At 70.8% G+C, this 19469-nt stretch carries 17 protein-coding genes; 8 read left to right on the forward strand and 9 right to left on the reverse strand.

The annotated features are described in order from the left end of the window. Positions 1-78 precede the first annotated feature (78 nt). The gene (locus ACIA8R_RS21805) at positions 79-687 is read left to right on the forward strand and encodes a response regulator transcription factor (RefSeq protein ID WP_357694987.1); all 609 of its coding nucleotides are present in this window, start codon (positions 79-81) and stop codon (positions 685-687) included. Here ACIA8R_RS21805 and ACIA8R_RS21810 read toward each other — a convergent pair. Next, complete coding sequence (locus tag ACIA8R_RS21810) at positions 628-2730, reverse strand: histidine kinase (RefSeq protein WP_397040029.1); 2103 nt, start codon at positions 2728-2730, stop codon at positions 628-630. The genes ACIA8R_RS21805 and ACIA8R_RS21810 overlap by 60 nt on opposite strands. A 10-nt stretch (positions 2731-2740) precedes the next feature. Next, positions 2741-3535, reverse strand: coding sequence for a universal stress protein (locus ACIA8R_RS21815; protein WP_364089140.1), 795 nt, complete (start codon positions 3533-3535; stop codon positions 2741-2743). Between the two features lie 79 nt (positions 3536-3614). Here ACIA8R_RS21815 and ACIA8R_RS21820 point away from each other — a divergent pair, with 79 nt between their 5' ends. Beyond that, positions 3615-3917 carry a hypothetical protein gene (locus ACIA8R_RS21820; protein WP_364089137.1) on the forward strand — a complete coding sequence of 101 codons (303 nt, stop codon included), beginning with the start codon at positions 3615-3617 and terminating at the stop codon, positions 3915-3917. A gap of 86 nt (positions 3918-4003) precedes the next feature. Beyond that, the gene (locus ACIA8R_RS21825) at positions 4004-4552 is read left to right on the forward strand and encodes a phosphatase PAP2 family protein (protein ID WP_357971010.1); all 549 of its coding nucleotides are present in this window, start codon (positions 4004-4006) and stop codon (positions 4550-4552) included. Here the strand turns inward: ACIA8R_RS21825 and pip are convergent. Next, positions 4518-5477: a prolyl aminopeptidase gene (pip, locus tag ACIA8R_RS21830; protein ID WP_357694997.1), complete on the reverse strand. Its 960-nt coding sequence runs from the start codon at positions 5475-5477 to the stop codon at positions 4518-4520. The genes ACIA8R_RS21825 and pip overlap by 35 nt on opposite strands. 67 nt (positions 5478-5544) lie before the next feature. Between pip and ACIA8R_RS21835 the strand changes: the two genes are divergently transcribed. Next, positions 5545-6462 (forward strand): threonine/serine dehydratase, encoded by a 918-nt coding sequence (locus ACIA8R_RS21835; protein WP_364089133.1) that lies wholly within the window; start codon positions 5545-5547, stop codon positions 6460-6462. On the opposite strand, the gene ACIA8R_RS21840 is transcribed toward ACIA8R_RS21835, so the two are convergent. From ACIA8R_RS21840 to ACIA8R_RS21860, 5 genes are all read right to left on the reverse strand, one after another. Further along, positions 6453-7031: a hypothetical protein gene (locus tag ACIA8R_RS21840; RefSeq protein ID WP_364089130.1), complete on the reverse strand. Its 579-nt coding sequence runs from the start codon at positions 7029-7031 to the stop codon at positions 6453-6455. The two genes, ACIA8R_RS21835 and ACIA8R_RS21840, sit on opposite strands and share 10 nt — an antisense overlap. Before the next feature lie 67 nt (positions 7032-7098). Next, positions 7099-7518 (reverse strand): large conductance mechanosensitive channel protein MscL, encoded by a 420-nt coding sequence (gene mscL / locus ACIA8R_RS21845; protein WP_364089127.1) that lies wholly within the window; start codon positions 7516-7518, stop codon positions 7099-7101. A gap of 80 nt (positions 7519-7598) precedes the next feature. Next, a complete protein-coding gene (locus tag ACIA8R_RS21850) occupies positions 7599-7814 on the reverse strand; it encodes a DUF397 domain-containing protein (RefSeq protein ID WP_397040033.1) in 216 nt (71 codons plus the stop codon). A gap of 162 nt (positions 7815-7976) precedes the next feature. Further along, entirely contained in the window at positions 7977-8177 is a 201-nt protein-coding gene (locus ACIA8R_RS21855; protein WP_357695007.1) for a DUF397 domain-containing protein, read from the reverse strand. A 566-nt stretch (positions 8178-8743) separates the two neighbouring features. Beyond that, the gene (locus ACIA8R_RS21860; protein WP_357695009.1) at positions 8744-9583 is read right to left on the reverse strand and encodes a helix-turn-helix transcriptional regulator; all 840 of its coding nucleotides are present in this window, start codon (positions 9581-9583) and stop codon (positions 8744-8746) included. A gap of 649 nt (positions 9584-10232) precedes the next feature. Here ACIA8R_RS21860 and glgX point away from each other — a divergent pair. The 4 genes from glgX (at position 10233) to ACIA8R_RS21880 (ending at position 17257) form a co-directional block, all read left to right on the forward strand. Next, positions 10233-12326 (forward strand): glycogen debranching protein GlgX, encoded by a 2094-nt coding sequence (gene glgX / locus ACIA8R_RS21865; RefSeq protein WP_357695011.1) that lies wholly within the window; start codon positions 10233-10235, stop codon positions 12324-12326. Next, complete coding sequence (gene treY, locus ACIA8R_RS21870; RefSeq protein ID WP_397040036.1) at positions 12319-14469, forward strand: malto-oligosyltrehalose synthase; 2151 nt, start codon at positions 12319-12321, stop codon at positions 14467-14469. The genes glgX and treY overlap by 8 nt, the downstream gene beginning before the upstream one ends. Next, entirely contained in the window at positions 14459-16171 is a 1713-nt protein-coding gene (gene treZ / locus ACIA8R_RS21875) for a malto-oligosyltrehalose trehalohydrolase (protein ID WP_397040038.1), read from the forward strand. The genes treY and treZ overlap by 11 nt, the downstream gene beginning before the upstream one ends. A gap of 120 nt (positions 16172-16291) precedes the next feature. Continuing rightward, the gene (locus ACIA8R_RS21880) at positions 16292-17257 is read left to right on the forward strand and encodes a hypothetical protein (RefSeq protein WP_397040040.1); all 966 of its coding nucleotides are present in this window, start codon (positions 16292-16294) and stop codon (positions 17255-17257) included. A 57-nt stretch (positions 17258-17314) separates the two neighbouring features. Here ACIA8R_RS21880 and ACIA8R_RS21885 read toward each other — a convergent pair whose 3' ends face one another. After that, positions 17315-18916 (reverse strand): FAD-dependent monooxygenase, encoded by a 1602-nt coding sequence (locus ACIA8R_RS21885; RefSeq protein ID WP_364089113.1) that lies wholly within the window; start codon positions 18914-18916, stop codon positions 17315-17317. Positions 18917-19469 lie beyond the last annotated feature (553 nt).

The following is a 19469-nucleotide window of genomic DNA, read 5'->3' on the forward strand; positions in this document are numbered from 1 at the left end:
GCGCGTACGCCCACCAGAGACACGATCACCGATGGCCCATGACGTCATCATGATTCGGACACTGATAGACATGTCCCCGTGATTCGCGTACTTCTGGCCGAGGATCAAGCCGTGATCAGGCACGCGCTCGCGACCCTGCTCGGCCTGGAGGCCGACTTCGAGATCGTGGCCGCCGTCGAGTCCGGGGACGCGGCCGTGGCCTCCGCCGCCGTGCACCGGCCGGACGTGGCCGTCCTGGACATCGACATGCCCGGCACCCTCGACGGGCTGGCCGCCGCCGCGGAGATCCGGGCCAGGGTGCCGTCGTGCCGCACGCTCATGCTCACCGCGTACGGCAAGCCCGGCCACCTCAAGCGGGCCCTGGCCGCCCAGGTGGACGGCTTCCTGCTGAAGACGGCCCCGCCGGAGGACCTGGTCTCGGCGATCAGGGAGGTCACGCGCGGCGGCCGGGTGCTCGACCCCTCGCTCGCCGTCACCGCCTGGGACCTGGCCGACAACCCGCTCACGCCGCGCGAGGCCGACGTGCTGCGCCTGGTGGCGGGCGGCGCGGAGGCCACCGACATCGCCCAGCGGCTGCACCTGACCGCCGGGACCGTGCGCAACTACCTGACGGCCATCGTGGCCAAGCTAAACGCGCGCAACCGCACCGACGCCGTGCGCATCGCCACCGAGGCCGGCTGGATCTAGCGGGGCGCGCGCGTCGAGCCGGAACCAGCCGTCCTCGGCGGCGGTGGTGAGCCGGCCGCCCAGCGTGGCCAGGCGGGTGGTGAGGTTGCCCAGGCCCGACGAGCCGCGACGGGGAGCCGCCGTGGCCGCGCCGTCGTTGCGGACGAGCAGCCCGACCTCGTCGCCCGTGGCGGACGTGGAGATCACGCAGGCGCGGGCGGCGCTGTGGCGCAGGACGTTCGTCACGGCCTCGCGCAGCACGGCGCTGAGCACGGTCTCGACCTCGGCCGGCAGCTCGGGGTGCGCGAGCCGTACGGTCACCTCGACCCCGGCCGCCGCCAGCACCTTCCCGGCCGACTCGGCCTCGGCGGCGAAGGACAGCTCGCGCTGCTCGCCGGTGACCGAGCGCAGGTCGTGATGGGCGTGCTCGGCCATGGTGACGACGTTCTCCAGCTCGGCAACGGGGTCGGGCAGGCGGCGGGCCAGCTCGCAGGTGAGCAGGATGGCGGCCAGGCTGTGGCCGAGCAGGTCGTGCAGGTCGCGGGCGGCACGCAGCCGCTCCTCCACGACGGCCGAGCGGGCCAGGCTCTCCCTGGCGGCGTGCAGCTCCTTGGCGAGCTGGGCCAGCCGGAGGAGGCTGTAGACGACCAGGCCGGTCGTCAGCGTGCTCACCGTGATGTTGACCCGGGCGGGCAGCACGTACAGGGAGGCGACCGTCCAGACCGCGGCCAGGATCGCGGCCGTCAGGGGCCAGGCGGTACGCGGGCGGAAGGCGAGCAGCACCGGACCGGCGAGGAACCCCGCCGTCCCCAGCCAGATCGGCCCGAACACCGAGATCGGGGCGAAGGTGAGCGCCGCCATCACCCCCAGCGCCACCATGTGGCGGCCGGTGACCGACCGCAGCTGCATGACCACGATCACGGCCAGCGCCGCGACCGCGGGGGCCAGCAGGCCGGCCGGGATCTGCAGCAGCGCCTTGACGCTGAACCCGACCAGCACGGCGGCCAGCAGGACCACCGAGACGTCGGGCGGCTCGCGCCGGGCGGCCGCGGGCGGGCGGGTCGTGGGCAGCACGGCCTCCACCGTGTAGCGGCCCCGCCCGGACAGGCCGCGGGTGAGCGTGCCGCCCGCCGCCGCCACCTGGCGCGTGAGCCCGGCCGGGTCGCCGAGCCCGCCCAGGCCGTCGTCCTCGGCCGTACGGCGGCCGTCGTCGGCCACTCTCAGGCGTACCTGGGCTCCTTCGGGCTCCTCCCAGGTCTCGATCACGCACACCGTGGCCGTGCCGCGGCGGGCGACGTCCGTGACCGCCTCGCGCAGCACCGAGGCGAGCAGCGCGCCCGCCGGGCCCAGCGGCTCGGTGTGGGCGGCCCGCACCTCCACGCCGACACCCGCCGCCTCCAGCAGGGCGCGGGCGGTCGTCAGCTCGGGGGCCAGGGACATCGCGCGGTAGCTCGCCGCCGCGGCGCGGGCGTCGGCCAGCGACAGCCGCGCCGTCGTGACCACCTCGCCGAGCAGCCGCGCCGCGTTCTGCGGCGCGGCCAGCGCCCGCCGCGCGCCCGCGCCGATCGCGGCCAGGCCGCGCCCGAGGCCGTCGCTCAGCTCGGCCGCGATGCGCAGCCGCTCCTCGGCCACCGCCGCCGCGGCCAGCGCCGGACGGGTGGCCTCCATCTCGGCCACCCGCTCGACCAGCCGGTTGAGGCCGAACACGACCAGCGCCATCAGGATCGTCGTGATCGCGAGGTCCGTCGTGGAGACCGCGTCACCGGCGTACCGCCAGTGGTGGATCACGACGCCGCTGAACGCCACCGCGGGCGCTACCGCCCACCAGCGCGTCACCAGCAGCGAGCCGGCGAGGAACCCCAGGATCGCCACGGACGCGCCCTGCCCCAGCGTCACCGCGTAGACCAGCACGCCCTGGACGGCGAGCAGCCACCCCTTCCTGACCCGCAGCGTGAAGGCGCACTGAGCGGCGAACACCGCCAGCGCCCCCCACGCGCCGGCCACCACGTAGACGCCGGCCAGGGAGGCCAGCACCACGACGACGATCAACCGGGCGACACGCACGCCCAGAAGCTTAGGAGAAACCCCTCGGCAGCACGGTGACCGGGCAGGACGACGACCTGAGCACCTTCATCGCCAGCTCGCCCAGGAACACCCGGTGGGGCTGGGCGTCCTCGCCCGCGGCGCACACCAGCAGCTCGCCGGGCAGCCACTCGACGTCCTTCAGCGCGGCCTGCACGTCGTGGCCCTCGGCCACCTCCGACTCGGCCTCGATGCCGGTGCTCTCCCAGGCCAGCCGCACGGCCAGGGCGAGGTCGTCGCGCAGCTTGCCCTGGTCCTCGGTGCGCAGGTCGAGGGTGATCAGCCGGAGCGGCACGTCGAGCCGCAGTGCCGCCTGCGCCACCCGCTCGACCGCCGCGTCGCACTGCGGCCGGTGGACGTAGGCGAGGGTGAGCCGGGCGGGCTCGTCGGGCGGCACGTAGCCCGAGGGCGCCAGCATCACCGCCTCCGGCGACAGGTGCAGCAGGTGGTCGGCGGTGCTCCCGACGGCGATGCGGCCGTACTGGCCGCCGCTCGCCGAGCCGACCACGATCAGGTCGGCCCTGATCCTGCTGGCCAGCACCGACAGCCCGCGCCCGGGGCCCCGACTCTCGAACGCCATGTACTCGGCCGGGACGACGCCCAGCTCCTCGCCCGCGTGCGCCAGGTTGGCCTGGGCCTCCACGGCCAGCCCCGGGCTGCCCGGGGGATAGATCGACGCCACCGTGAGCTCGCCCCCGGTGAGCCGGGTGATGGCGGCCCCGAGCGCGAGCGCATCGCGCCCACCGGGGTCGTTGCTGTAGCCGACGATCACGTGCTCTCCGATCACGTTTGCCCTCTTACCCGCTCTGACCTGGGAATACGCGGTCTCTCTCGATGCGTTTGAAACGATTGGAGGCGTAAAAACAGTGAAGATCACCCTTGACACCCGTTTCAACGGGTCACTCGGCCCCGTCACCCTTCGTGAAGCGGTTCAGCAACTCAAAGAGCACGACCTGACGTGCACCGTCCCCGCCGGCGTCGTCGAGCAGAAGGTCACCGTCTTCTCCGACTGCGTGGAGCGCGGTTTCACCCCCTTGCGCAGCGAGATCATGGCCGCCTACTTCGTGGCCGAGCGGGACGCCACCTCCGAGGCGTTCGACCGCGGGCTCATCACCGAAGGCGAGCTGGAGCAGAAGCGCAGCCTGCTCGTACGCCAGTATCTTGCGTAAAACCCGGAATCACCCTTTCGGTCGAAGCATTTGACGATCAAAGTTCATAAGGTCGTGTCCACTACCCGTTCACGGATTGGACACCTGTGTACCGCGACATCGTCGACTTCGCCCTGACCACGCCCGGGTGGTTGCACGCCCTCGCCGAGTTCGGCACGGACGCCGGCCTGTTCATCTTCGCGGCGCTGTTCCTCGTGTGCTGGTGGCGGGCGCGCCAGGCCCCCGCCCGCGACCTCGCGCTCGCCATCGCCGGGCCGGCCGGGGTGGTGGGCGCGTACATCGTGAGCGAGGGCGTGAAGCTGCTGGTCCGGGAGGACCGGCCGTGCCGTGGCGGGATCGCCACGATCGCGGCCTGCCCACCCTCGACGGACTGGTCCTTCCCCAGCAACCACACCGTGATCGCCGCCGGGGCGGCGGGCACGCTCATCCTGGTCTGGCGCGCCCTGGCCTGGGTGGTGCTGCCGCTGGCCGCCCTGATGGGCTTCACCCGGGTGTTCGTCGGCGTGCACTACCCGCACGACGTGGCCGGCGGCTTCCTCCTCGGCCTGGTGCTCGCGCCGCTGTTCGCGCTGCTGCTGGTCGGCGCGGTCACGCCCGCGGTCAGGCTCGCGCGAAGCCGTCTGTCGCCGCGATGAGCCGGTCGACGATGCCGGGCTCGCTCGCCGCGTGCCCGGCGTCGTGCACGACCTGGAAGTCGGCCTCGGGCCACGCCTTGTGCAGGTCCCAGGCGGTGGCCATGGGGGTGCAGGCGTCGTAGCGGCCCTGGATGATCACGGCGGGGATGTGCCGGACGCGGTCGACGTCCCTGATGAGCTGCTCGGGCCCGAACCAGCCGCCGTGGTGGAAGTAGTGGTTCTCGATCCTGGCGAACGACACCGCCATCTTGTCCTCGCCGAACTCCGCCACCAGGCTCGGGTCGGGCAGCAGCGTGATCGTGGCGCCCTCCCACTGGGACCACGCCTTGGCCGCCGCGAGCCGGACCGCCTCGTCGTCGCCTTCGAGCCGGGCGCGGTAGGCGGCCATGAGGTCGTCGCGCTCCTCGGCGGGGATCGGCGCCACGTACGACTCCCACAGGTCGGGGAACAGGTAGCTCGCGCCCTCCTGGTAGAACCAGCGCAGCTCGTGCGGGCGCAGCGTGAAGATCCCGCGCAGCACCAGCTCGGTCGTACGGTCGGGGTGCGTCTGGGCGTAGGCCAGCGACAGCGCGCTGCCCCACGACCCGCCGAACACCTGCCACCGCTCGATGCCCAGGTGCTCGCGCAGGCGTTCCATGTCGGCCACCAGGTTCCAGGTGGTGTTGGCGGCCAGCGACGTGCCCGGCTCGCTGGCGTGCGGCAGGCTGCGACCGCAGTTGCGCTGGTCGAACAGGACGATCCGGTACAGCTCGGGGTTCCACTGCCGGCGGTGATCGGCGCTGCACCCGGCGCCCGGCCCGCCGTGCAGCATGACGGCCGGCTTCCCGTCGGGATTGCCGCAGACCTCCCAGTAGATCTGGTTGCCGTCGCCCACGTCGAGCAGGCCGGACTCGTAGGGTTCGATGGGCGGGTACAGAGTTCTCATGTCTCGCGATCCTGCCATGGACCAGGCACTCGTCGAATTGTGCCGTTCTGAAGCCTAAAGTCATCACATGGACCTGGTGACGATCGACGACATCCGCACGGCGGCCGGGCGCATCAAGGGGATCGCGGTGCGCACCCCGCTCCTGCCGATGGGCGAGGCGTGGCTGAAGCCCGAGAGCCTGCAACCGGTCGGCTCGTTCAAGATCCGCGGCGCCTACAACGCGCTGGCCGCCCTGCGTCCCTCCGGAGTCGTCACGCACTCCTCCGGCAACCACGGCCAGGCCCTGGCGTTCGCGGCGGCCGAGTTCGGCGTGCCGTGCGTGGTCGTCGTGCCCGAGGGCACGCCCGCGGTCAAGGCGGCGGCGATCGAGGGGTGGGGCGCCGAGCTGGTGGTCGTGCCTCCCGACCAGCGCGAGGTGACGGCCGAGCGGCTGGCGGGCGAGCGCGGCCTGACGCTGGTGCCGCCCTACGACCACCGCGCGATCATCGCCGGGCAGGGCACGATCGGCCTGGAGATCGTCGAGGACCTGCCGGACGTCGAGGTGGTGCTCGTGCCGATCAGCGGCGGCGGGCTGGCCGCGGGCGTCGCGGCGGCGGTCAAGGCGCTGCGGCCCGACGTCCGCGTGTACGGCGTGGAGCCCGAGCTGGCCGCCGACGCCGCCGAGAGCCTGGCGGCCGGGCACGTGGTGGCCTGGGAGACCACCCGCACGTTCCGGACCATCGCCGACGGGCTGCGGGTGAACAAGGTGTCCGAGCTCACCTTCGCCCACCTGCGAGAGCACCTCGAAGGCATCGTCACGGTGTCGGAGGAGGAGCTGCGGGCGGCGGTGCGGCACATCGCGCGCACGGCCCGGCTGGTGGCCGAGCCCAGCGGCGCGGCGACCACGGCCGCCCTGCTGTCGGGCCGCGTCCCCGCCGGGCGCACGGTGGCCGTGCTGTCCGGGGGGAACGTCGATCCGGAGCTGTTCGCCCAGGTCTACGCCTGAGCCCAGGTGTGGCGGGTCAGGAACCCGCGCTCGCCGGTGGCGTACTCGGTGAACGCCTGCCGCACCTCCTCCAGCTCGGGCACGACCGCCCGGACCATCGTGCCCTCCTTGTACTCCAGCTCGTAGCCGGGGGAGACCTGGAGGAAGTGGTGGCCGAAGTTCACCAGGGCCACGAACGGGTTCTGCGGCGACAGGGTGGCCAGGACGTCGTGGACCAGGCCGAGGTCGGGGTCGTGGACGACCATCCCGTCGCCGGTGTGGAGCTGCATGCCCTCGTACACGCCGAGCGGGGCCACGTTCTGCACCAGGTCGCGCTGGGGGTCGTAGCAGACCATGCCGTGCGCGCGGGCGGTGGTGAACACCTGGGCCGAGGTCTCGTCCATCGTGTCCAGGTCCATCGTCACCAGGACGTGCCCGGGGTACAGGGTGACCTCCCCGGGCAGCTCCTTGGCGACGTCGGGCACGTCCCCCTCGACGGGGTCGCTCCGCTTCACCGCCAGATACGTGGCCCGGGCCTGATCCCTGCTGATCGGCACGGGCTCGTCCCAGACCATCAACTCAACGCTCATCGGTCCATCTTGCCGAACGTCCACCATGCTGGCGCACCACTGGGGTCAAGAGTCCGTGATGTACGGTTCAGCGCGGTTTCTCGGACTCGGGCACCAGCTCGGCCGTGCATTGGGCGCACCGCCTGGCCTCGGACGGGATGTCGGACAGGCATTCGGGGCACTGCTTGGTCGTCGCGGCCTTGTCCCGGTCGAACAGGTGGATCAGCCGCGTCATGGGGGCCACGACCAGCCAGTAGACGACCGCCGCGATGACCATGAAGGTCACCAGGTGGTTGAGGAAGTCGCCGTACTTGAACCGGCTGCCGTTGATCGTGAAGGAGTACTCGGCGAAGTTCGGCTGCCGGCCGCCGGTCACCGCGCCGATGAGCGGGGTGATGAGGTCGGTGACCAGCGCCTGGACGAGCCCGCTGAAGGTCGCCCCGACAATCACGGCGACGGCCAGCTCGACGATGTTGCCACGGAGTAAGAACTTCTTGAAACCGCCCATGGAGTCGGCATATTGCCGGGGGCCGCGGCCTGAAACCCCGATGGCCCCCGACAGAGCCCGATCGAGAACGTCGTGGCCGGTCAGAGCCGGGGCGCGAGCCGTTCGAGATCGAAGAGGCCGCGTCGCACGCCGTCGAGGAACGCGTTCCACTCGTCGATGGTGAACGACAGGACGGCACCGCTGGCGTCCTGACTTCCCCGCACCCAGACCCGGTCGGAGAGCATGGTGACTTCGACGCATTCGCCGTTGTTGCAGCGATGCCACGCAACCTGGTCAAGGGCAGGTGGGCGTTTCATGCACTACCTCCTGGAGGTCGGCTGTAGAGGTATTGCGCCGATGTGATATTACCCCGATCGCCGGATGCCACTCGGGCCGCCGGCGCGCCCCCCGGATCATCCTGGACATGAAAAAAGGCGGACACCCGTGGGATGTCCGCCTCACATGGCCGGCCGGCCGGCTCAGCCGGCCTCCCGGATCTTCCCGATGAACGCATTCCATTCGGTGGCGTCGAAGGTGAGAACGGGACTGTTCGGATTCTTGTTGTCGCGGATGCCGATGGAATCACGCGAGAAATAGGCGACCTCTACGCAGTCGCCATTGTTGCAGCGCGACGAGGCGCGCCAGCGAGGAAATGCACCAAGGTCTTGTTCGTTCGACATTGTCGCTCCCTACGGGCCATCGGCGGCGCCGGGCGGACCGGCGTGCACAGGCGATGTGAGCTCGGCGCTGACGGTCTTGGTGGACCGTTTCACCCGAGGCCACGACCCTACACCCGGGAGCCTGCCGGACTGGGCATCTTGCCGGGCGCGGGACGGTTCTCCCGCGGCGCGCCCACCGGGAAACCGCGGAGCCGGGGGCCGGGGACGGGCGGCGCCGCCGGTGCCCGGTTCTCCTTCTCCGGCGATGCGCAGGGACACGCTCTCCGGCGCGCCTGAATTTCGCCGGAATTACCGCGGGACGGGGTCGCCTCTTTTTCCGGACGGGAAGGGCGCCGGGAAACCCGGCCGTCGGCCATTCGGCTGCCGGACGACAAGGGTGGGACCCGGATCGCCGCAGCCGTCGCGCCGACGTTCGACGCCTTTCTGGCCGATGGGTTTTTGGCCGGGTGTCTGTGTCATCAGGCGGGCGATATATAGGATATTTCGGGTTTATGGAGTGCCGAGCAAAGCGCTCGAACGGCAATTGCCAGAGGCGATTGCCGGAGGTCGCCCGGAGAGCGCGGCAACTAGGCGAATTTGCGTGCCATTTCGGCCAGCTGTTTCTTCGACTCCTGCGGGTTCAGGGCCTCGGCGCGGAGATGGTTGATCGTCTCCCTGAACGGCTCGACCTTGTCGCCTTCGAGGTAGAACAGGCCCATCTGATGCTCGACGAAGACGGTGTCGGCGATGCCCGACCTCTTGTCGAACTCCAGCAGCCGGAACGTGCTGTCGAACCCCATGTGCGCGCCCACCGTGAAGGGGATCACCTGGATGGTGACCTGCGGCAGCTCCGTGACGGTGAGGAGGTGGCGCAGCTGCTCCAGCATGGTCTGCCGGCCTCCGACGTGGCGGTGCAGCGCCGACTCGTCGAGCAGGACCCAGTAGTCGGGCGGCTCCCTGCCGGTCAGCAGCTCCTGGCGCTTCAGGCGGGCCAGCACCCGGTCCTGGAGGATGTCGTTGTCGATGCGCGGCAGGCAGCCCCGGATGACGGCTCGGGCGTAGTCCTCCGTCTGGAGCAGCCCGGGGATCGTGGTGATCTCGTATTCGGTGATGGCCACGCTGTCGGCCTCCAGCCCGATCATGGGCCGGAAGCTGCGGTTGTCGTAGTCCTGCCACCAGTGTTTCTGCCGCGCGTCCTTGGCCAGGGTCATCAGCTCCGAGGAGTCCTGGACGCCGTAGAGCCTGCACAGGTCGCGGACGTCGCGCAGGCTCACCCTGCGCTGGGCCGTCTCGATGCGGCTGATCTTGGCAGGGGAGCAGAGCAGGTGTTCGGCGACCTCGGCGATGCTCAGGCCCGCCTCGTGGCGCAGCTCGCGCAGCCGCATGGCGAGCTGTCGTTGCCGGAGCGTCGGATTGGGGACGGACATCGCCACGCTCCTTCGACCGTCGCGGCCTGCTGCTCTGGAGCGTACCCCCGCTCCATTCTTTCGAAGTCGTGAGCGGTAGGTAATCGTCACCGGCACGTTCCTATGGCAAGTGCCAAATCGAGGTGGGTTTCTGGCGTTGGAGGGTAAAAGTCAACCAAGCCGTAAGAGAGGGGGATGCCCAGGGCTGATCCACTCGAAACCGCCAGAGATCGAAATGCCGCGTTCATTCCCTGACGTGAAGGCTCACCAGAGGCCGTCCGTCACATAAGGCTGGGCCGATGTCGTCTCGTCGGCCCGGTTCCCCGATCTTTCGCTCCTGCCAGAGCGTGAGGATCGGTTCTCCATGATTGTCTGTCTCCGACGGGCAGGGCCGGCCGCTGCGCCCGTCCTGCCGAGGGGGATCGGGGACGCAGTGTCGCGTCACCCGATCGCGGGTGCGGATCCGGTGCGCAGGGGCCGCGCGCCGGATCCGTGAACCCCGCCACCCCCCCACCGGGCCGAACACGTGGGCCGCCGTCGACACCGCGCTGTCGGAGGCGGCCCACTCACATTTCCGAGTATCTCGGACGGACGGGTGGGAAGGAACAGGGTGGCCTTGTCCGTCGGAGCAGGGGAACGGAACATGGGGAGAGACCGCAAGGGAGCCTCGATGATCGAGATCTGGCCTGGAGACCCCTACCCTCTGGGGGCGACGTACGACGGCGCGGGCACGAACTTCTCGCTCTACACCGAGGTGGCCCAGGCGGTGGAGCTGTGCCTGTTCGACGAGGACAACGTCGAGTCGCGGGTGCCGCTCGCGGAGGTCGACGGGTTCATCTGGCACGGCTACCTGCCGGGCATCGGCCCCGGCCAGCGCTACGGCTACCGGGTGCACGGGCCGTACGAGCCGGCGCGGGGGCTGCGCTGCAACCCCAGCAAGCTGCTGCTCGACCCGTACGCGATGGCGATCGAGGGCGGCGTCGACTGGCACGAGGCGGTCTACGGCTACCGGTTCGGCCAGCCGGACACGCGCAACGACGCCGACTCGTCCCCGTACGTGCCGCGGTCCATCGTGATCAACCCGTTCTTCGGGTGGGGGCACGACCGGCCGCCGGCGACGCCGTACCACGACACGGTGATCTACGAGGCGCACGTGCGCGGGCTGACGATAAGCCATCCCAAGATCCCCAAGCACCTGCGCGGCACGTACGCGGCGCTCGGCCACCCCGAGATCCTCGACCACCTCACCAAGCTGGGCGTGACGGCGCTGGAGCTGATGCCGGTGCACCAGTTCGTCACCGACCACATCCTGGAGCAGCGCGGCCTGTCCAACTACTGGGGCTACAACTCCATCGGCTTCTTCGCCCCGCACAACCGCTACTCCAGCACCGGGCAGCGCGGCGGGCAGGTGCTGGAGTTCAAGGCGATGGTGCGCAGCCTGCACGAGGCGGGCATCGAGGTCATCCTCGACGTCGTCTACAACCACACCGCCGAGGGCAACCACCTGGGGCCGACGCTGGGGTTCCGGGGCATCGACAACAGCAACTACTACCGCCTGGTCGAGAACGACAAGCGCTACTACGTCGACACCACCGGCACGGGCAACAGCCTGCTCATGCGCTCCCCGCACGTCCTCCAGATGATCATGGACTCGCTCCGCTACTGGGTCATCGAGATGCACGTCGACGGGTTCCGCTTCGACCTCGCCTCCACCCTCGCCCGCGAGCTGCACGAGGTCGACCGGCTGAGCGCCTTCTTCGACCTGGTGCAGCAGGACCCGGTGCTGTCGCAGGTCAAGCTCATCGCCGAGCCCTGGGACGTCGGCCCCGGCGGCTACCAGGTCGGCAACTTCCCCTCGCGCTGGACCGAGTGGAACGGCCGCTACCGCGACACGATCCGCGACCTGTGGCGCGGGCAGGCCGCCACGCTGCCGGAGTTCGGCTCCCGCTTCACCGGGTCGAGCGACCTGTACAAGGACGACAGCCGCCGCCCGGCCGCCTCGATCAACTTCGTGACCTGCCACGACGGCTTCACCCTCCAGGACCTCGTGGCGTACAACAACAAGCACAACGAGGCGAACAAGGAAGGCAACCGCGACGGCACCGACGACAACAGGTCGTGGAACTGCGGCGAGGAGGGCCCGGCGAGCCTGGCCATCGAGTCGCTGCGCGAGCAGCAGAAGCGCAACTTCCTCACCACGCTGTTCCTGTCGCAGGGCGTGCCGATGCTCTCGCACGGCGACGAGCTGGGCCGCACCCAGAAGGGCAACAACAACGGCTACTGCCAGGACAACGAGCTGACCTGGGTCGACTGGTCCGACATCAGGGAGAACTGGCTGCTGCTGGAGTTCACCCAGGAGCTGGCGGCGCTGCGCAAGAAACATCCGGTCTTCCGGCGCAGGAGGTTCTTCTACGGCAAGCCGGTACGCGGGCTGAGCGACATCGCCTGGCTCACCCCCTCCGGGGAGGAGATGACCGACAGCGACTGGAACGTCGGCTACGCCAAGTCGCTGGCCGTCTTCCTCAACGGCGACGCCATCACCGAGCCCGACCGGCGCGGCCGGCCGATCAGGGACGACTCCTTCCTGGTGCTGTTCAACGCCCACCACGACACGATCAAGTTCACGATCCCCGAGGACTACGGCGAGATGTGGCACACCGAGATCGACACCGCGATGCCCATCAGGCTCGACGTGCGGATGGTGCGTGCGGGCGAGGCGATCGAGGTCCCCGGACGCAGCGTTCGGGTGCTGCGCCGTGTCTAGGCCGGTCTCGACGTACCGGGTGCAGCTCACCCCCGACTTCGGTTTCGCGCAGGTCGCCGAGATCGCCGGTTACCTGCGCGACCTCGGCGTCAGCCACGTCTACCTGTCGCCGATCCTCCAGGCCACGCCCGAGTCGCGGCACGGCTACGACGTCGTCGACCACTCCAGGATCAGGGAGGAGTTCGGCGGGGCCACCGGCTTCCGCGAGATGGCCCGGCAACTGGCCGCCCAGGACCTGGGCATCGTCATCGACATCGTGCCCAACCACATGAACACGATGAACGCGCAGTTCTGGTCGGTGCTCAAGGACGGGCCCGCCTCGCCGTACGCGAACTGGTTCGACATCGAGTGGGTGGACGGGAAGGTGGCGCTGCCGGTGCTCGGCGACGACACCGAGCCCGTGGTGGACGGCGACGTCCTGCGCTACCACGAGCACGCTTTCCCCCACCCCGGCCACTACCGGCTGGTCGACTGGCGCGAGGGCCCCGGCTACCGGCGCTTCTTCGACGTGTCGTCGCTGATCGGGCTGCGTGTGGAGGACCCGTCGGTGCTGTCCGCCACGCACGAGGTGATCTTCTGGCTGTTCGACGAGGGCCTGGTCGACGGGTTGCGCATCGATCACCCCGACGGCCTGGCCGACCCCCGGGGCTACCTCGACCGGCTGCGCGAGCGGATCGGCGCCCCCTGGACGGTCGTGGAGAAGATCCTCATCGGCCCCGAGCGGCTGCAGCCCGACTGGGCCTGCGACGGCTCGACCGGCTACGAGGTGCTCAACCGGGTCAACGGCCTGTTCGTGGACCCTTCGGGCAAGGAACCGCTGGTCCGGCTGTTCAGTGAGCTGACCGGGCAGCCGGAGGAGTACCGTCCGGTCATGGTCGCGGCCAAGCGCGAGGTGCTCGACCTGTTCTTCGGCGCGGAGATCGACCGGCTGGCCAGGGTCACCGGCTGCGACCCCGCCGCCGTGTCGGAGCTGCTGGCCGCGATGCCGCTCTACCGCGCCTACCTGGTGCCGGGGGAGGAGCCGCCGCCCGAGTCGGTCGAGATCGTCGAGCTGGCCGCCGCCGAGTGCTCGCCCGCCGTGCGGCCGCTCGTCCAGGAGGTCCTGTACGGGTCGGCGGAGGCGATCGTCCGTTTCCAGCAGACGTGCGGGCCGGTCATGGCCAAGGGGGTGGAGGACACCGCGCTGTACCGGTGGTATCCGCTGTCCTGCCTCAACGAGGTGGGCGGCGAGCCCGACGCGTTCGGCGTCTCGGTGGAGGAGTTCCATGACTTCTGCGGGGAGATGTCCCCGTACACGATGACGACCTTGTCCACGCACGACACCAAGCGGTCGGAGGACGTGCGCGCCCGGCTGTCGGTGTTGTCGGAGATGCCCAGGGAGTGGGCGTCCGTGGTGGGCGAATGGGCGAGCGAGCTCTCCTTCGACCCCCACCTCGACTACCTGGCCTGGCAGAACCTCATGGCGGCCTGGCCGATCTCCGCAGAACGCTTCGCCGAATACCTGCTCAAGGCGGCTCGCGAGGCCAAGACCGCGATCTCGTGGGTGCGTCCGGACGCCGGCTACGAGCGGCGGCTGCGGGAGTTCGCGCAGGCCGCCGTGCGGTTGCCGGTGGAGGACTTCACCGAGCGCATCGAGCCGTTCGCGATGTCGAACTCGCTCGGGGCCAAGCTGGTGCAGCTCATGATGCCCGGGGTGCCCGACGTGTACCAGGGCAACGAGACCACCGACTTCTCGCTGGTCGATCCGGACAACCGGCGGCCCGTGACGTACCCGCGCAAGCCCGAGACCTCCTGGGACGCGGCCAAGCTGCTGGTCACGACGCAGGCGTTGCGGCTGCGCAGGCGGCTCGGGGGCGCGGCGCCGTACCTGCCGCTGCGGGCCGAGGGGGAGGCGGCCGAGCACGCGATCGCCTTCGCCAGGGGCGAAGGCCCGCGGGCGGTGGCGGTCGCCACCAGGCTGCCGGTACGCCTCGCGCGCCGGTCCGCGGTCGCCGGCCACTCGGTGTGGGGCGACACCACCTTGACCCTGCCCGGCGGATCCTGGCGCGACCTGCTCACCGGCGAGCCGCATTCGGGGACGGTTCCGCTGGCCCGGCTGCTCGATCAGTACCCCGTCTCACTACTGGAGCGACATGATCTTTGAGGTCTGGGCACCGAAGGCCACGGCTGTCGAGGTCGACGTTCTGGACGGACGCCGGCCGATGTCCCCCAAGGAGAGAGGCTGGTGGTGGGCCGAGGTCGCCGAGGCCGGACACGGCACCAGGTACGCCTTCGTCCTCGACGGCGGCGGGCCCTACCCGGACCCGAGGTCCCGGCGGCAGCCGGAGGGGGTGTTCGGGCCGAGCGCGGTCTACGAGCACGCCCGCTTCACCTGGTCCGACCACGACTGGAAGGGCCGCGACCTGCGCGGTTCGGTGATCTACGAGCTGCACGTCGGCACGTTCACCGGCGAGGGCACGTTCGCCGCGGCGGTCGAGCGGCTGGAGCACCTGGTCGAGCTCGGCGTGGACTTCGTGGAGATCATGCCGGTCGCGCCCGTCCCCGGCGGGCGCAACTGGGGGTACGACGGGGTCGACCTCTACGCGGTCAACGAGACGTACGGCGGCCCCGACGGGCTGAAGTCGTTCGTGGACGCGTGCCACCGGGCCGGGATCGGCGTCATCCTGGACGTGGTCTACAACCATCTGGGGCCGTCGGGCAACTTCCTGCACCCCTTTGGACCGTACTTTTCCGGCTTTGCTGGTAGTTATTGGGGTGAAGCCGTCAATCTGGACGGGCCCGGGTCCGACGAGGTGCGCCGGTACTTCATCGGCAACGCCGTCCAGTGGTTGCGCGACTACCACGTCGACGGCCTGCGCCTGGACGCCGTCCACGCGCTGCACGACAAACGCGCCCGTCACCTGCTGGCCGAGCTGTCGGAGGAGGTCGACGCGCTGGCCTGCTCGCTCGGCCGGCCGCTGTCGCTGATCGCCGAGTCCGACCTCAACGACCCGCGCATGGTCCGTCCGCTGGAGGCCGGCGGCCTGGGGATGACCGCGCAGTGGAACGACGACGTCCACCACGCCCTGCACACCGCCGTGAGCGGCGAGAGCCACGGCTACTACGAGGACTTCGCCGACCCGTCGGCGCTGGCCAGGGTGCTGACCCAAGGGGTGCTGCACGACGGCGGCTACTCCAGCTTCCGCGACCGGGCCCACGGCCAGTCCTTCGCCGGCGTGCCCGGTCACCGGCTGGTCGCCTGCCTGCAGAACCACGACCAGATCGGCAACCGGCCCGGCGGCGACCGGCTGCCCGTGTCGGCGCTCAGGCTGGGGGCGGGGCTGCTGCTGACCTCGCCGTTCACGCCGATGTTGTTCATGGGGGAGGAGTGGGGTGCTCGCACGCCGTTCCTGTTCTTCTCCGACCACGTGGAGCCCGCGCTGCGGGAGAGCGAGGGGGCGCGGCGCGAGCGCGAGTTCGACGGCTTCGGGTACGCCTGGGACGCGCCCGACCCGTCCGACGAGGAGGCGTTCCTGCGGTCCAAGCTGGACTGGGGCGAACTGAAGGAGGAGGAGAACTGGTCCCTGCTGTGCTGGTACCGGGACCTGATCGCCCTCCGCAAGGCGCTGCCGGAGCTGTCGGACCCGAGGCTGGAGCGGGTGCGGGTGGAGGCGGACCCGGACGGGAAGTGGCTGGTCATGTGGCGCGGGACGGTGTGCGTCAGCGTCAACCTCTCCCCCGAGACGCTGACGTTGCCTCCGGCGGGCGCGGTCGTCCTGCTCGCCTCCGACGACCCGGTCTCCGCCGGGCCCGACGGCCTGCGCCTTCCCGGCCAGACCCTCGCGATCTCCCGTACCGTCCCCTAAGTCGTCCACAGGGTGGGGGCGGGGCGGCGGAGTTGTCCCCAGAACGGGGTTCGGCGGCATCGGGGGCGGTCGGGTTCCGGATTCTGGGTGCCTCACCACGTTCCGAAGGCGAGGCACCTCATGAAGATCGTTCTGCCGCTCCCCGCCACGCTGACCTCCCTGTTCGTCGTAGCCGTGGAGCATCTGCCGTTCGACGTCGGCACCTTCGTGCCCTGGCGGGTCCCCGGGCCGTACCGGAAGGCGGCCCGTGACGCGCTCGACACCCCGCCGGGCCTGACGGTCTCCCTCGAACCGACTCCCTGGCGACCGGCCGGGCTCGCCCTCGCGGGCGACGAACGCCGGCGCCTGCGCCGGGCCGGGCAGCACGTCCTGGTGTCCACCACGGCGCCGCCGCACCGCCTGCCGGGCAACGTCCAGACCGCCAGGGCCGTCGCCCGTGCCCTCGCTCTCCAGGGCGGCGGCCTGCTGATCGACCCGCTGACCGCCTCGGCCGTGCCCGCCTGCCCGAGGTGTCCGGGCGAGCCGCGCGACTTCCGCCTCGGCGACGACTGGCTCACCTGGGACGTGCGGATCCACGACGACGCCACCTGCCCGCCGTGGGACCCGTCCGACACCGCGGCCTGCGACTGCCTGCGCGTCACCTCGCGCGGCCTGAGCCGCTTCGCGCTGCCGGAGATCACGCTCGACGGCGCCGCCTGTGCCCACAGCCTGTGCGCGACCGGCCTTCTGCGTTCGGTGGCCCACCGCCTGGTCACCGACCAGCTCGCCCACCTGAAGGCGCACCCGCTGGCCACCTGCCACGAGATCGACGACCTCCTGCGGATCCAGCCGTCCGGCGCCTTCCGGGGCGGCCCGCCGTTCGGCGTCCGGCTGACCCCGTGCGAGGCGGACCTCGGCGAGCCGGGCAGGGCGGGCGGTGTCCGCCGTCTGAAGGTCGGTCCCGATCCCGGCTCGGGCCGGCTCACCTGCCTCAAGGTCGGGCCGCCTTCCGGCTTCACCGGCTCGCTCAACGACTGGCTCTGCACCACCCGGAGTGCCGACCTGACCAGCCTCGGCCCTGCCGCACGCCCGGCTCTCGCCGCCTGACCCCCGCCCCCGCGAGACGGCCAGACCCCCAGGAGAGGCAGGTGGTCCAGCGGCGGTCTAGCGGTGGAGGATCTGGGTGAGGGCCTGGTCGAGGGTGGACGTGGGGTCCGAGGTCGGGCGAGGGGCTCGCCAGGCCACGTACCCGTCGGGCCGTACCAGCACCGCGCCGCCTTCCCGCACGCCGTACCGCTCCCGCCAGCGGCCTTCCACGTCCACCAGTTCATCGTCCACCAGGATGCGGGTGAGCTGCACGCCCAGACGCTCCTTGACCAGGCGGCCGGCGTCCATCCAGACCTGGCCGCCGCTCTTGTCGGCCAGCAGCACGAAGCCCGAGCCGAACAGGTCGATGGTCGAGATGCGCTGCCCCTCCCAGTCGAGCACGACGTGCGGGGCGCGGCTGCCGGGGCGGCCGTCGGGGTTGCGCGGGTCCTCCAGGAGCGAGCCGTCGTCGCCGGGCTCCTCCAGGACGGCGGCGGAGTGGTACCGGTAGCCGAGCATCGCCTGCAGGAAGTCCTCCAGGGGCTCGGGGTAGTCGGAGCGCTCGTCCACGGGCATCCGTACGCCGAGGTTGGCGAGCTGGGCGTCGGCGGTCAGGGCGCCGATCGGGCGGCGTTCGGCGTCGTAGGTGTCCAGGAAGCCGGGGCCGGCCTGCCCGCTGAGCACCAGCCAGAGGCGCCAGGCGATGTCGCAGCCGTCCTGGAGGGCGGTGCTGCCGCCCTGGCCGCCGGTGGGCGGCATGGTGTGGGCGGCGTCGCCGGCGAAGAAGACGCGTCCGGCGCGGAAGGTGTCGGCCACGACGTGCGCCAGGCTGAACGTCGCCGTGTCGAGCACCTGCACGTCCAGGTCCGGGATGCCGGTGCCGACGCGGATGAGCTCGATGCAGCGTTCCTCGGTGAGGTCGTCGGCCCGGCCCTCCTCGGACGGGGGCTGGTTGACGCCGAGCACGTGCGCGCCCACGCCCGTGCCGGTCACGATCACGCCGGTGAACGCGTCGTTGTGGAGGTACCAGACGATGACCTCGCGCTCGTTCACCAGGCCGGTCAGGTCGGCGTCGAACATGATCGAGCGCATCTGCACGAGGTCGCCCTTGCCGGAGGTGGGCACGGCCAGTCGCTCGCGCAACGGGCTCCGGTGGCCGTCGGCCGCCACCACGTAGTCGGCCCGTACGACGCTCTCGACCCCGTCGGCGGCGCGGATCACGGCGGTGACGCCGTCGTCGTCCTGGTCGAGGGAGATCAGCTCGGTGGAGAAGCGCAGGTCCGCTCCTAGCTCGTCGGCGTAGGCGCGGAGCACCCGCTCGACCTCCGACTGGGGGGCGCCCACGCGGGGCACGGGGGTGAGGCCGGCGAGGGCGTTGGACTCGTCCGATTCCTCGAAGATCATGTGGGGCTCGGGGTCGGCGAGGGTCTTGGCGATCGCGATGCGCATGGAGTCGCCGATGCCGGTCCAGATGTCGGCGAACGTCTGCTCGATGCCCGGCAGCGGGCGCAGCAGCTCGACCGCTCGCGGCCCCATGCCGAACGCCTTGGGCTGGATCGACGTGCTCGGGTGCCGTTCGACCAGCATGACGGGCACTTCGCGCCACGCCAGCAACGCGGCAGCGCTCAGGCCCGCGTACCCGCCGCCGACCACCAGCACGGGCACTCGCTCTTGTCTCATTGCCTCCACCTCCGGGCACGAGTAGTATCGCGTTTGTCGATCACGCAACACGATATGTCGCGTCTACGGAGACGGTCAAGACATATCGCGAATCCCCGCATTCGTCGGACCTCTCCACCGGCGCCGCCGGGCCGGCCACGAGCCGAACCGCCTTCCTGCACATGCAGGAGTAGTCGGCATCAAGCTTCTGGCCGCGAGAACGCCGCACGGGGAACCGAGCCGCGTGCCGGCGCGCGGCCGCCTGCCCCGCGGCTCAGGCTGCGACTACCCGTGGAGGAGTCTCCTGGCCTCGGCTCGCGACGTGCTGTCTGTGATCCGCTGAGTGGTGTGAGATCCGCGCAAGCGGCGGAGACGGCTTTCTGAACCGTCCTGAAAGGCGCGCGTAATGCACGGCTGGACGGCCTCGCCCAGCGCGTGCCACACGGCGATGCGGCCTGCATGGCGGCGGAGGGGGGCGTTCGTGCCAGGGGACGTGGCTCTGCCCTATTCGTGTGCCCGGTTCACGCCCCGATTGCTGTAGTAGCCCTCTGACCTGCTTCGTGGCTCATGGGAG

The sequence above is a fragment of the Nonomuraea sp. NPDC051191 genome (assembly GCF_044455665.1).
Lineage (GTDB): Bacteria > Actinomycetota > Actinomycetes > Streptosporangiales > Streptosporangiaceae > Nonomuraea.